13 protein-coding genes and 2 rRNA genes are annotated in these 11,948 nt (G+C 62.1%); 9 read left to right on the top strand and 6 right to left on the bottom strand.

The annotated features are described in order from the left end of the window. Nucleotides 1-4 precede the first annotated feature (4 nt). Genes VK804_RS05390 through VK804_RS05380 form a run of 3 tightly spaced genes read left to right on the top strand, consistent with a single transcriptional unit; the run spans nt 5 to nt 2,312 of the window. On the top strand, nt 5-619 hold the full coding sequence (locus tag VK804_RS05390) for a glutathione S-transferase family protein (RefSeq protein ID WP_325368627.1): 615 nt from the start codon (nt 5-7) through the stop codon (nt 617-619). Between the two features lie 17 nt (nt 620-636). Further along, nucleotides 637-1,506 (top strand): MBL fold metallo-hydrolase, encoded by an 870-nt coding sequence (locus VK804_RS05385; RefSeq protein ID WP_325368625.1) that lies wholly within the window; start codon nt 637-639, stop codon nt 1,504-1,506. Next, nucleotides 1,503-2,312 carry an enoyl-CoA hydratase/isomerase family protein gene (locus VK804_RS05380; RefSeq protein WP_325368622.1) on the top strand — a complete coding sequence of 270 codons (810 nt, stop codon included), beginning with the start codon at nt 1,503-1,505 and terminating at the stop codon, nt 2,310-2,312. Before VK804_RS05385 ends, VK804_RS05380 begins: the two co-directional genes overlap by 4 nt. Nucleotides 2,313-2,467: 155 nt before the next feature. On the opposite strand, the gene VK804_RS05375 is transcribed toward VK804_RS05380, so the two are convergent. Continuing rightward, nucleotides 2,468-3,010, bottom strand: coding sequence for a methylated-DNA--[protein]-cysteine S-methyltransferase (locus VK804_RS05375; RefSeq protein ID WP_325368620.1), 543 nt, complete (start codon nt 3,008-3,010; stop codon nt 2,468-2,470). Nucleotides 3,011-3,309: 299 nt separating this feature from the next. On the opposite strand from VK804_RS05375, the gene VK804_RS05370 reads away from it, so the two are divergent. From VK804_RS05370 to VK804_RS05350, 5 genes are all read left to right on the top strand, one after another. After that, complete coding sequence (locus VK804_RS05370) at nt 3,310-4,122, top strand: alpha/beta hydrolase (protein WP_325368618.1); 813 nt, start codon at nt 3,310-3,312, stop codon at nt 4,120-4,122. A 122-nt stretch (nt 4,123-4,244) separates the two neighbouring features. Further along, nucleotides 4,245-5,273 carry an amidohydrolase family protein gene (locus VK804_RS05365; RefSeq protein WP_325368616.1) on the top strand — a complete coding sequence of 343 codons (1,029 nt, stop codon included), beginning with the start codon at nt 4,245-4,247 and terminating at the stop codon, nt 5,271-5,273. After that, nucleotides 5,274-5,945, top strand: a complete 672-nt coding sequence (locus VK804_RS05360; protein ID WP_325368614.1) for an RraA family protein — start codon at nt 5,274-5,276, stop codon at nt 5,943-5,945. Between the two features lie 75 nt (nt 5,946-6,020). Beyond that, a complete protein-coding gene (locus VK804_RS05355; protein ID WP_325368612.1) occupies nt 6,021-6,821 on the top strand; it encodes a phytanoyl-CoA dioxygenase family protein in 801 nt (266 codons plus the stop codon). 155 nt (nt 6,822-6,976) lie between these two features. Continuing rightward, the gene (locus tag VK804_RS05350) at nt 6,977-8,287 is read left to right on the top strand and encodes an NAD(P)H-dependent oxidoreductase (protein WP_325368610.1); all 1,311 of its coding nucleotides are present in this window, start codon (nt 6,977-6,979) and stop codon (nt 8,285-8,287) included. 150 nt (nt 8,288-8,437) lie between these two features. On the opposite strand, the gene VK804_RS05345 is transcribed toward VK804_RS05350, so the two are convergent. The 3 genes from VK804_RS05345 to VK804_RS05335 form a co-directional block, all read right to left on the bottom strand. Next, nucleotides 8,438-9,019 (bottom strand): hypothetical protein, encoded by a 582-nt coding sequence (locus tag VK804_RS05345; protein WP_325368608.1) that lies wholly within the window; start codon nt 9,017-9,019, stop codon nt 8,438-8,440. A 222-nt stretch (nt 9,020-9,241) separates the two neighbouring features. Further along, a complete protein-coding gene (locus VK804_RS05340; protein WP_325368606.1) occupies nt 9,242-9,679 on the bottom strand; it encodes a hypothetical protein in 438 nt (145 codons plus the stop codon). Nucleotides 9,680-9,684: 5 nt separating this feature from the next. After that, complete coding sequence (locus VK804_RS05335; RefSeq protein WP_325368603.1) at nt 9,685-10,017, bottom strand: hypothetical protein; 333 nt, start codon at nt 10,015-10,017, stop codon at nt 9,685-9,687. A gap of 641 nt (nt 10,018-10,658) precedes the next feature. On the opposite strand from VK804_RS05335, the gene VK804_RS32955 reads away from it, so the two are divergent. Then, the gene (locus tag VK804_RS32955; RefSeq protein WP_414642721.1) at nt 10,659-11,483 is read left to right on the top strand and encodes a response regulator transcription factor; all 825 of its coding nucleotides are present in this window, start codon (nt 10,659-10,661) and stop codon (nt 11,481-11,483) included. A 78-nt stretch (nt 11,484-11,561) separates the two neighbouring features. Here the strand turns inward: VK804_RS32955 and rrf are convergent. Beyond that, a 5S ribosomal RNA gene (rrf, locus tag VK804_RS05330) occupies nt 11,562-11,676 on the bottom strand. 168 nt (nt 11,677-11,844) lie between these two features. Further along, a 23S ribosomal RNA gene (locus tag VK804_RS05325) occupies nt 11,845-11,948 on the bottom strand; the annotation flags it as partial.

Genomic DNA, 11,948 nt, shown 5'->3' with positions numbered 1-11,948 from the left:
CCCCATGAAACTCTCCTACTCCCCGGCCTCGCCGTTCGCACGCAAGGTGCGCATTGCCGCGATCGAACTCGGGCTGATCGACAGAATCGAATTCATGCCGGCGGCCGTGGTGCCGGGACAGCCCAATGACGACTATTCGAAGATCACGCCGCTGAAGAAGCTGCCGGTGCTGATCCTCGATAATGGCGAGGTGATCCTCGATTCCTATGTCATCGTCGAATACCTCGACGACCTCGCCGGTGGCGGCAAGCTCATTCCGGCATCCGGCGCCGCCCGATGGAAGGTCAAGAGCGATCATTCCCTGCTGCAGGGCATGCTGGATTCGATGCTGCTGTGCCGGTACGAGAAGATGGTGCGCCCGGAACCGCTGCGCTGGCAGGCCTGGGGCGACGACCATTGGAACCGCGCCTGGAGCGGCATGGCGCGCTTCGAGAAACAGGCGGACATGCTGGCGCGGCCGCTCGATATCTCCCAGATCGCGCTCACTTGCGTGCTCGGCTATGCCGATTTCCGTTTTGCCGACTGCGGCTGGCGCAAGGCCTATCCGAAGCTCGATGCCTTCCACGAGAAAATGCTGGCGCGGCCCTCGGTGAAAATCTCGCTGCCGCCGGCGGCCTGAACGGAAAAGAGTTTGCCATGAGCCTCAAATTCACCGCCGGCGATCTCACCATCCATCGCATCATCGAGCAGGAAACCACCTTCCTGCCGGCGCTGGACCTGCTACCGGGCCTGACCGCGGACGTTTTGGCGGAGAACCGGCCGTGGCTGCGCGAGGCCGGCGCGATCGACGAAAACGACGTGCTGATCCTGTGCTTCCAGTCCTACATCGTGAAGACGCCGCACCATACCATCCTCGTCGACAGCTGCATCGGCAACGACAAGCCACGGCCGCTGCGCCCGAAATGGAACATGAAGACCGACGGCACCTATATGCGCGGGCTGGCCACGGCCGGCTTTTCGGTCGACGAAATCGACTTCGTGATGTGCACGCATCTGCACGTCGACCATGTCGGCTGGAACACGCGGCTGGAGGAAGGCCGCTGGGTGCCGACCTTTCCGAACGCGCGCTATGTGTTCGGCAAGACCGAGTTCAACTACTGGACCGAGCAGAATGCCAAGGCGGAAGTGCCGCCGTTCGGCGACAGCGTGCTGCCGATCGTCGAGGCCAAAAAGGCCGAGATCGTGCGTGACGATTTCGAGATCGGCGATCACGTGCGCATCCTGCCTACCCCGGGCCATACCCCGGGACATGTCGCCTTCAGCTTCGGCCGCGGCAGGGACGCCGCCGTTGCCAGCGGCGATCTGATGCACTCGCCGCTGCAGGCGCGTTACCCCGAACTGTCGGCGAAATTCGACGTCGATCAGTTGCAGGCGGCCACGACACGGCGCAATTTCATGGAACGCTATTGCGACACCGATACGGTGTGCTGCACCGCGCATTTCCCCTCGCCCTCGGCGGGGCGAATCCGGCGCTGGGGCGACGGGTTCTCCTGCGAGGCGGTGTGAGTACGCGTGCGGAATCGCCTGAATTCGAGACCCTTTCGCTGGGAAGGGTCGACGACCATGTGACGATCGTTCGGCTCAACCGGCCGAGCTTTTCCAACGCGCTCAACACCCAGATGGGCCTCGATCTGGTGCGCTATTTCGAGGACGTCGCGCTCGACGGCCGTGGCCTGCGCTGCATCGTCCTGACCGGAGCTGGCGACAAGGCGTTCTGCGCGGGCGGCGACCTCAAGGAGCGCCGCGGCATGACGGATGAGGCGTGGACGCGCCAGCACGTCATCTTCGAACGGATGGTGCGGGCGCTGATCGACTGCCCCGTGCCGATCATCGGCGCCGTCAATGGTGCTGCCTATGGCGGCGGCTGCGAGATCGCCGCCTGCTGCGATTTCCTATACGCCGCCGAAACCGCGCGCTTCGCGCTCACCGAAGTCACGCTCGGAATCATGCCCGGCGGCGGCGGCACGCAAACGCTGCCGCGCGCGGTCGGCGAGCGCCGCGCCAAGGAACTGATCCTGACGGGAAAACCATTTTCGGCCGCGCAAGCCCACGCCTGGGGGCTCGTGAACGAAGTCTTCCCGCCGTCCGACCTGCTGCGCGAAGCGCTCGCCACGGCATCGCGCATCGCGCGCAACGCCCCGATCGGCGTCCGCCAGGCCAAGCTTTCTATCCACCGCGGCCTGCAGTCATCGCTGCGGGACGGGCTCGCGCTCGAGATCGAGGCCTATAACCGCATGGTTCCGACCGAAGACCGCCGCGAAGGCGTGCTGGCCTTCAACGAAAAACGGCCGCCCGATTTCAAGGGGCGGTAAGAGCCCACCTCGCCCCGCTCGCGGGGAGAGGTCGAAATTCGCGTTAGCGAATTTCGGGTGAGGGGGACTCTCAACAAGTCACGCTCGCTGAGACAGCCCCTCACCCCGACCCTCTCCCCGTGAAGAACGGGGAGAGGGAGAAGAAACCCATCCGCTTAATCGAACAGGCTCGGGGTGTGATTGACGGCCGCGCCTTCGATGGCGAGCATCTTCAGTTTTGTCACCACGCCGCCATTGGCCGAGAAGCCGCCGGGCTTGCCACCGGCGGCGAGCACGCGGTGGCAGGGCACCACGATCGGACAGGGATTGCGCCCGAGCGCCTGGCCGACATCGCGCGACAGCTCGACGCCGCCGAGCCGTTTGGCGATGTCGCCATAGGTCATGGTCTTGCCCGGCGGGATGGCGCGGGCGATGTCGTAGACGCCGCGGTTGAATTCGGGAACGCCGTCGAGATCGAGCGGGATATCCCGGAGATCGTTCGGCTTGCCCGCGAGCAGCTCGGCGATGCCGTCGATCGCGTTCTGTATCTCGGCCGGCGGCGGCGCCTCGGCGATGTCGCCGTGGACTTGCCGGATGCGGGTCCGGGTCTTGTCCTCGTTGCCCATCGGCAGCTGCACGCCGCTGATGCCGCGTGCGCCCCACACGATGCCGCAGCGGCCGATCGCGGTGTCGAAGATTGCAAAGCTGTGTCCGGTCATGGCTGGCTCCAGATCAGATCGCCCCATGGGTTGAGCTTGGTCCCTGGGTGCTATCTAGGCTTGGAAATTGTTGCGATCCACCCGGATTCCGGGAAAATTTCGGGCCGTTCCATGTTTCCGTCATTCCGGGGCGCGCGGCAGCGCGAACCTCAGATGCGCAATTGCGCATCGGGGAATCTCGAGATTCCGGGTCTGGTCCTTCGGACCATCCCGGAATGACCCCATCCTATGGGCACACGCTATCTTCCATGAAATAACTGCTTCACCGTTCCCCGCCCCACCATCTCCCGAGCCCTCCCATGCAAACCCTTCCCGTCAACGGCTACGACATGGCCTATCTCGAGATCGGCGCCGGGCCGCCGCTGGTCTGCGTCCATGGCACGCTCGGCGATTTCCGGACCTGGTCGGCGGTCTACGGACCGCTGTCGAAAAAACATCGGGTGATCCCGGTCAGCCTGAGGCGGTTTTTCCCCGAGCACTGGGACGGCGTCGGCGGCGATTATCTGATGGCGCAGCACGTCGCCGACATGATCGCCTTTCTGGAGAGGCTCGATGCCGGCCCGATCGACCTGATGGGCCATTCGCGCGGCGGACACATCGCGTTTCGCATCGCCGAGCAGCGGTCTGAATTGCTGCGCCGCCTGGTGCTGGCCGAGCCTGGCGGCGAACTCGACCGATCGCTCGATCCCGCGGCCGACCTTGGCCCTTCGCCGCGTGCGGCAAGGATCGTGAGCTCAGCCGAAATGATCAAACGGGGCGATATCGACGGCGGGCTGGCGATCTTCTGCGACATGATCGATGGCGACGGCGCCTGGGCGCGCCTGCCTGCCCTGTCGAAACAGCAACTGCGCGACAATGCCTATACCCTGATCGGTCAAGTCGGCGAGAATCGTCAGCCGTATACCCGGTCCGGCGCGGAATCGATCAAGACGCCGACGCTGTTCATCGGCGGCGCCGACACGCCGGGTGCCCTACCTGTGGTGCTGCGCGCCTTGGCGGCGCACGTGCCCGGCGCGCAGACCGCGTTGATTGCGGGCGCCCGCCATTGGATGTTCGAGCAGGCGCCGCAGGAATTTTGCGAGATCGTGCTGGCGTTCCTGGGGGAAGCGTAACGGCGCTGCCGCATGGCGCACCACGTGGCTGCGGGTTGGTAAAGCCATGGCGCCGGTGCTAGTCTTTCTTCAAGGGAGTCCGTTATGAAGAAACCCGCAAGAAGGTTGATAGGGAGCACGCGATGATCATCGACTGCCACGGCCATTACACGACGGCTCCGAAACAGCATGAACAGTGGAGACAGGCGCAGATCGAAGCGCATGGCAAGGGTGCGCCGGCGCCGCCGCGGCCCCCGATCAGCGACGACGAGATCCGCGATTCGATCGTCAACGGCCAGCTCAAGGTGCAGCGCGAACGCGGCACGGATCTGACGATCTTTTCGCCGCGCGCCGCCGGCATGGGGCACCATCTCGGCAACGCCACGACCAGCGAAGCGTGGGCTACCGCGTGCAACGACCTGATCCACCGGGTCTGCGGCCTGTTTCCCGAAAATTTCGTCGGCGTCTGCATGCTGCCGCAGAGCCCCGGCGTCTCGCCGAAAAATTCGACCGCCGAACTCGAGCGCTGCGTCCGCGACCACGGTTTCATCGGCTGCAACCTGAACCCCGATCCCTCGGGCGGCTACTGGACCGATCCGCCGCTGTCCGATCCCTATTGGTTTCCGATCTTCGAGAAGATGGTCGAACTCGACGTGCCCGCGATGATCCACGTCAGCTTTGCCTGCAACCCGGCGTTCCACACCACCGGCTCGCATTACCTGAACGGCGACACCACCGCCTTCATGCAGCTGTTGACCTCGGATGTGTTCACGAGATTCCCGAAGCTGAAGCTCATCATCCCGCATGGCGGCGGTGCCGTGCCCTATCACTGGGGCCGCTTCCGCGGGCTGGCGCAGGCGATGAAACTGCCGCTGTTGAAGGATCACCTGCTCAAGAACATCTATTTCGATACCTGCGTCTATCACCTTCCCGGCCAGGAGCTGCTCGCCAAGGTGATCCCGGTCGACAACATCCTGTTCGCCTCGGAGATGATCGGCGCCGTCCCCGGCATCGATCCTGAGACGGGCTATAATTTCGACGACACCAAACGCTACATCGACCAGCTTCCGCTGTCGGCGGCGGACAAGACCAAGATATTCGAAGGCAATGCCAGGCGCGTGTTCAGCCGGCTGGCAAACCGTGACAGCAAGAAGACGATGGAGAAGGCTTAAATGATCGGATTTTCGATAAAACCCATCGCCCGCCGGGTCAGCCCCGACTACGTGCAGAAATTCAAGCCGCTGCCGGTCGCCAATGTCAGCGATTGCATGTCACGGATGACCGGCGGCGGGCCGCGGCTGCGGCCCTATCATGCCGGCGGCGTGCTTGGCGGTCCGGCTTTCACCGTGAAGACGCGCCCCGGTGACAATCTGATGGTGCACAAGGCGCTCGATATCGCTTCCCCCGGCGACGTCGTCGTGGTCGACGCCGGCGGCGATCTCACCAATTCGATCATCGGCGAGATCATGGTCAGCCACGCCATCAACCGTGGGCTCGCGGGTATCGTGATCAACGGTTCGATCCGGGATTCCGACACATTGCGCACCCTGAGTTTTCCGGTCTATGCGGCCGGCGTCACCCATCGCGGACCCTACAAATCCGGTCCCGGCGAAATCGGCAGGACGATCGCCATCGACGGCATGGTGATCGAGCCCGGCGATCTCATCATCGGCGACGGCGACGGCCTGCTCTGCATTCCCTTCGATGAAGTCGAGGAAGTCTATCAGGCCGCCGCCGCCAAGAAGAAGGCCGAGGACAAGACGCTCGCCGACCTGAAGGCAGGTCGCTCGATGGACCGCGCCTGGGTCGACGAAGCGCTCAAGCAGCTAGGCTGCAAATTCTAACTGACGAAGGCCGCGACTTGCCGGGCCGGTTGCGGTAAACTTCCGGCAAATCGGCTGAAGAACAAGGAGGAAGCCATGAAACTGACCCAGCAGCAGATCGACGATTTCAATCGAGAGGGCTGGCTGTTCCTGCCCGAACTGTTCCGGGCCGAGGAAGTGGCCCTGCTGGCGCAGGAGGCCGTGGGTATCTACGGCACCCAGCGACCCGAGGTGTGGCGCGAGAAGAGCGGCGCGCCGCGCACCGCCTTTGCCGCCCATCTCTACAACGAGGCGTTCGGCCTGCTCGGCGCGCATCCGCGCATGATCGATCCGGTGGAGCAGATCTTTGGCGAAAAGCTCTACATGCACCAGTACAAGATCAACGCCAAATCCGCCTTCACCGGCGACGTCTGGCAGTGGCATCAGGATTACGGCACCTGGAAACGCGACGACGGCATGCCGCTGCCGCGCGCCATGAATATCGCGATCTTCCTCGACGAGGTGATGCCTATCAACGGCCCGCTGATGCTGGTGCCGAAGAGCCAGCACGCCGGCGATCTCAAGGCGTCCCATGATCTTCAGACCACCTCGTACCCGCTGTGGACGCTGGACGAGGAAACCGTGACGCGGCTGGTCAAGGAAGGCGGCATCGTCGCGCCGACCGGCAAGGCCGGCGGCATGCTGATGTTCCACGGCAATCTGGTGCACGGCTCGGCCGGCAACATCACGCCCTATCCGCGCAAGATCGTCTATCTGACGCTGAACGCGGTTTCCAATTACATCCGCACCCCGACACGGCCGGAATATATCGCCCATCGCGATTTCGCGCCGATCCAGACCGTGGACGACGACGCGCTGCTGCGGCTGGCGCGAGCGCACCGGCAGGCAGCGGAGTAACGCGTCGGGATCAAGCCAAGCCGTCATGCCCGGGCTTGTCCCGGGCATCCACGTCTTTGCGAACGTAGCAGCAAGGAAGACATAGATGGCCGGGACAAGCCCGGCCATGACGACAGAGCAGATTCTCGCGAGCAAGCCTGACCCGGATCACCTCCATGAACCTTTCCCACCTCCTCAACGCCCGCGTTGCTGCCGGAAAGCCCGTTCGCGTCGCGCTGATCGGGGCGGGAAAATTCGGCTCGATGTTCCTGTCGCAGGTGCCGCATACGCCGGGGCTTGAGGTCCCCGTGATCGTCGATCTCGATCCAGAGCGCGCGCGCGAGGCCTGTCGCACCGTCGGCTGGGATGCGGTGCGAATCGCGGCGACCACCTTCACCGCCGACGCGGCCAAGGCAACGTCAGGCAATATCGACGTGATCGTGGAGGCGACCGGCAATCCCGCGGTCGGCATCAAGCATGCCCGCGCGGCGATCGCGCACGCCAAGCACATCGTGATGGTCAATGTCGAGGCTGACGTGCTGGCGGGGCCGTTGCTGGCGGAGGAAGCCCGGAAAGCGGGCATGGTCTATTCGCTGGCCTATGGCGACCAGCCGGCGCTCACCGCCGAGATGGTGGACTGGGCGCGCGCCACCGGATTCCGCGTCGTCGCCGCCGGCAAAGGCACGAAATATTTGCCCGCTTATCACGACGTGACGCCGGCAGGGGTCTGGGGCCATTACGGGCTGTCGGCGGACGAGGCGCAGTCGGCCGGCATGAACCCGCAGATGTTCAACTCGTTTCTGGACGGCACCAAATCGGCGATCGAAATGGCGGCGATCGCGAACGCCACCGGACTGGATGTGCCGACCGACGGGCTGTTGTTTCCGCCCTGCGGCGTCGACGACTTGCCGCATGTGATGCGGCCGCGCGAGGCTGGCGGCGTGCTGGAAAAATCCGGCGTGGTGGAAGTGGTGTCATCGCTGGAGCGCGACGGCCGGCCGGTATTCCGGGATCTGCGCTGGGGCGTCTATGTCGTGCTGGAGGCGCCGAACGACTATGCCGCCGACTGTTTCAGGCAATACGGCCTGAAGACCGATGCCAGCGGCCGTTATGCGGCGATGTACAAGCCGTATCATCTGATCGGACTGGAATTGAACATCTCGATCCTGTCGGCGGCATTGCGTGGCGAGCCGACCGGGCAGCCGCATGGTTTTCGCGGCGACGTCGCCTCCATTGCAAAGCGGAGTTTGCGCGCCGGCGAAATGCTCGACGGCGAAGGCGGCTATACCGTGTGGGGCAAATTGATGCCGGCGGCCACGAGCCTCAAAGCCGATGCGCTGCCGATCGGGCTCGCGCACCGGGTGAAGCTGAGGAACGACGTCGCCCATGGCGCGGTGGTGCGCTGGAGCGACGTCGAAATCGATGCCGGCAACGAGACCGTCAAGGTCCGGCGCGCGATGGAAGCGCGGTTCGGCGCGGCGATGTAAAATTTTCCGTCATTGCGAGGAGCGGAGCGACGAAGCAATCCATGTTCCGGTAAAGATGGATTGCTTCGCGGAGTTTATCATCGGGCGCGCATTCGCGCGACCCGTTGGCTCGCAATGACGGTTGAAGCAGCGTGCGTTCTGGCCGGCACCCTATTGCTGCTGGCCGCCGAGCGCTTCGGAGAGCTTGTCATAGTATTTGCCGACGAGGTCGATATTGCCCTTGTTCTCGACCACCGGCGCCGGCGTCTTCAATGACTCATTGAGGTCGGCGAGCGCTTCCTTCTTGTCCTTGGGCGACATCTTCTTGTCGGCCTGGACCTCGGCAATCTGCGCCTTGATCACGGCCTCGGCGCCGACATACTTCTTTGAGGCGGGATCGAAGCCTCCGAGCACCAGGCTGATGTTGTCGAGCACGTCGTTGTATTGGTCGTAGGAGGCAAAGCCGTTCTTCTTCGCAACGGCGTCGAGCTGGGCGGTGACCTTGGCGTCCGGCTTGACGTTGTCGGGCAGCTTGTCGGTGATTGCGTCCATGTCCTTCTGCGCCGCGAGCACGCCCTGGACCTGCTTTTCGGTCAGCGCCATCTGTTTCACGGCCGGCGGGGCGCCTTGCGGGGCCGGCGCCATCTGCTGCTTGGCCTGCGCCAGCGCGCTGTCGGTGGTTACAGCGGCGAGCGAGACCGCAAGGCAGGCAATACTCAGCGCGGCAATGGCGGGACGAACGAACTGACGCATGGGAGTCTCCTCGGGCTACGGGGTTTTGGAAGATCGAAGGCGGTATTGGGTACGGGTTTTGAAATGAACGGCCAATGAACTCGGCGGCTACGCTAGCGGCCGATCATGACCGAAGATCGCACGCCCGCGGGGGCGCTGCGCACAAAAAAACGCCAACTCCTGAGGGAATCGGCGTTTTGGGATCGGAATGGCAGAAGCGGGCTTCCGGCAACCCGGTAGCGGTCAGCGGCTCAACCTCGGGACACCGGCGACTTCCCGCAGCACCTCGTCGGCTTCGTGGTTGCCGGTCAGGATCTGCGGGCAGCGCAGACAGGCGGCGCGGCCCTCCTGACGGAACCAGCGACAGTCGCGCCGGATGTTGCAGGCTGGAAGTTGGTCGACCACTTCCGGCAGCATTTTGGCGATCCGAACCGCGAGCTGGCAATCGACCCCGTCGAAATGCGTGCATTTCCGTTCTTCACAACGCGCCGACAGGCGGAACACCTGGGACACGTCCAGCGGCGCCGCGAGTTCGAGCACAGGCGGGGTCGCCGGCAGCGCCTCATCGAGATAGGCCAGCCGGGGCTCATCGGCGTCGCGCGAGATGACGCCGAGGATTTGCACATCGCCCATGCCGGGCTGCGCGCTCGGACATTTCAGCGGCTGCTCGGCCCGTGCCACAGGGTCTACTCTTCGAGCAGATCGATGCCGGGCGGCGGCAAGAAACCGCAGATGATGTGTCCGCCGCCGAAAATCGCCCCGGGTATGGCTCCCTTGACGGAGGGCACCTCGGCAGCGATGCCGGAATGGACGTCGGCGGCAAGCGTTTGTGCCTCTCCGACCGTGAGCTTTCCGTCAGCATTTTCAACGATGAAACCGCACCACCAATAGGGCGGGATGAAGCCGAGGCGGTAGTCGGGCTGGGGAAATGCCGCCTTGTGCCGGCCGATCGCTTTGGTGACGCTGGTTTTGGCGGCGGCGGAAATGCTTTTCGCGGAGATCGAGACAGGCTTGGCCATGAAATTCTCCCTCTAGGTCGGAAGATATGGCTACCCCTACCAAGGTAGTGCTACACTATACCACAACCTTAAGGACTGTGTCCACGCCATCGCACCGGCGCCAGGGCGGACATTGCGCCGCACCTCGCTCGCCTTGCGGCGATCCGGGACAACAAAAAACGCCGCCGAGGGGAAACCGCGTTTGGCGTATAGCGAATCGCTAACGGTTGCGGAGATCGACTGCCCCAAGAAGTCATAACCAAAGGGGCAACAGTCCGAAAGCCCCAGTGAATACCCTTTCAGTTACCGGCTCTAACTGGAATTGGGGCCGGTCGAGAGAAAGGCGGCTGCCCGTTAACGGAATCGAAACGATGGGTCCGATAGAGATGGGTCTCATACAATTGCGACAATCCATACAAAGGAGACAACCCGTGTCTGATCCGTTTAGAGTGCTAATTCTACTCTCATTTGCAGGCTACTGCGTCACACTTTCCACCCGAATGCTCCTAGCTGGTGTAGGGCCGGAGCAAGCTGCCCTCCCGGTTGTGTTTGGATGGGCAATTTTGCAATGGTCCCAAACAATTTAGGGTTGGACCCTTGTATTAGCTCGCGAATCAGGGTCGTCATCACATCGACTCATGCGGAGCTAACTGGACCTAACCTTGGTAAAGACACCGGCCGTTCAATCTGACTTATCGTCGGCATCTCAAACGTTGGGAGCGGCTAGATTTCCACGGGTTCTCATTCTCGATGATAACAGAGATAATGCTGAGGCGTTTGAGCGTGCTCTCACCCGAGGCTCGGACAAGGGGCATTTGCCGGTCAAATTTGCCGTCCAAATTGTAACTGAACCCGAGGACATCTATCGTTATTTGAATGAGAACGTTATCGACATTTACGTCATAGATTTGAAATTGACTGACGCACTGACACCGATTGCAGACAAACGAATCGGTGCCGAAATAATCCGACGGATTTCTCAATCATCGAACGCGGGCTTAATCGTTTATTCTTCAGAGCCCGTAGATTTTCAATCGCCTGAATCCTTGACGGACGGCGCCGATGACTACATCGCCAAAGGCACAGACCCCGCGATTATTCAAGCGCGCGTTATCGCCCTTTGGCGTAGGGTCCAAAAGATTCGACCCTCCCTTATGTCTGCGTTCGCTCACACTAATCGCATCTTTGAGATCGGGCGGTGGCATTTCGTTGTTGGGAGTCGAGAACTAACCGACGAGCTTGGCCAAAGAGTAAAGATATCCCCCACCGAGCACGCGCTACTTAGCCATCTAGTCACAATCGAGAATCATGAAATAGACCGAGAACATTTCAATACTCATGTTTTGGGTCGAGAGATCTTTCACGACGATCGACGTCTCGACAATCTAATCTCACGCCTACGGTCAAAGCTCGGCGACAGTGTTCAAATTATTTCTCTTCGAAGTGATGGTTACAGGCTCCTAAGCGTTAGGGAATTGGGCAAATAAAAACGCCGCCTCCCCGAAGGGGAAGCGGCGTTTTGTTTGATCATGACACGTAAAGAGGAATTGCTTTGTCCTTGGCAGGCCTGGCAGCGACCTACTCTCCCAGGGCTTAAGCCATAGTACCATTGGCGCTGAGGAGTTTAACGGCCGAGTTCGGGATGGGATCGGGTTCAAGCTCCTCGCTAGAACCACCAGGCCGGCGAAGGACAAAGATACGAAGCAAGCTCGAATGCGAAGCATTCGAGCGCAGTCCTCGGGCTTGACCCGAGGACCCACGCTTGAAGCCAAGCAAAGGTCTCTGTTTCGATGGATTGCCGGGTCAAGCCCGGCAATGACAAGGAAACTATGGACACTGAAAATGAGAGCAATCAAGCCAATCGAACGATTAGTACCGGTAAGCTACATGCGTTGCCGCACTTACACACCCGGCCTATCAACGTGGTGGTCTACCACGGTTCTCAAGGGAAT

This window comes from Bradyrhizobium sp. (assembly GCF_035484855.1).
Classification (GTDB): domain Bacteria; phylum Pseudomonadota; class Alphaproteobacteria; order Rhizobiales; family Xanthobacteraceae; genus Bradyrhizobium.
Note: the sequence above shows the minus strand (reverse complement) of the source record. Positions and strands in the feature narration are given on the sequence as shown.

What these genes read in the sequence shown, in the direction of transcription:
- VK804_RS05390 (WP_325368627.1), top strand. Translation starts at nt 5, where the DNA reads ATGAAACTCTCCTACTCCCCGGCCTCGCCGTTCGCACGCAAGGTGCGC.
- VK804_RS05385 (WP_325368625.1), top strand. Translation starts at nt 637, where the DNA reads ATGAGCCTCAAATTCACCGCCGGCGATCTCACCATCCATCGCATCATC.
- VK804_RS05375 (WP_325368620.1), bottom strand. Translation starts at nt 3,010, where the DNA reads ATGACCGGACACAGCTTTGCAATCTTCGACACCGCGATCGGCCGCTGC.
- VK804_RS05370 (WP_325368618.1), top strand. Translation starts at nt 3,310, where the DNA reads ATGCAAACCCTTCCCGTCAACGGCTACGACATGGCCTATCTCGAGATC.
- VK804_RS05365 (WP_325368616.1), top strand. Translation starts at nt 4,245, where the DNA reads ATGATCATCGACTGCCACGGCCATTACACGACGGCTCCGAAACAGCAT.
- VK804_RS05360 (WP_325368614.1), top strand. Translation starts at nt 5,274, where the DNA reads ATGATCGGATTTTCGATAAAACCCATCGCCCGCCGGGTCAGCCCCGAC.
- VK804_RS05355 (WP_325368612.1), top strand. Translation starts at nt 6,021, where the DNA reads ATGAAACTGACCCAGCAGCAGATCGACGATTTCAATCGAGAGGGCTGG.
- VK804_RS05350 (WP_325368610.1), top strand. Translation starts at nt 6,977, where the DNA reads ATGAACCTTTCCCACCTCCTCAACGCCCGCGTTGCTGCCGGAAAGCCC.
- VK804_RS05345 (WP_325368608.1), bottom strand. Translation starts at nt 9,019, where the DNA reads ATGCGTCAGTTCGTTCGTCCCGCCATTGCCGCGCTGAGTATTGCCTGC.
- VK804_RS05335 (WP_325368603.1), bottom strand. Translation starts at nt 10,017, where the DNA reads ATGGCCAAGCCTGTCTCGATCTCCGCGAAAAGCATTTCCGCCGCCGCC.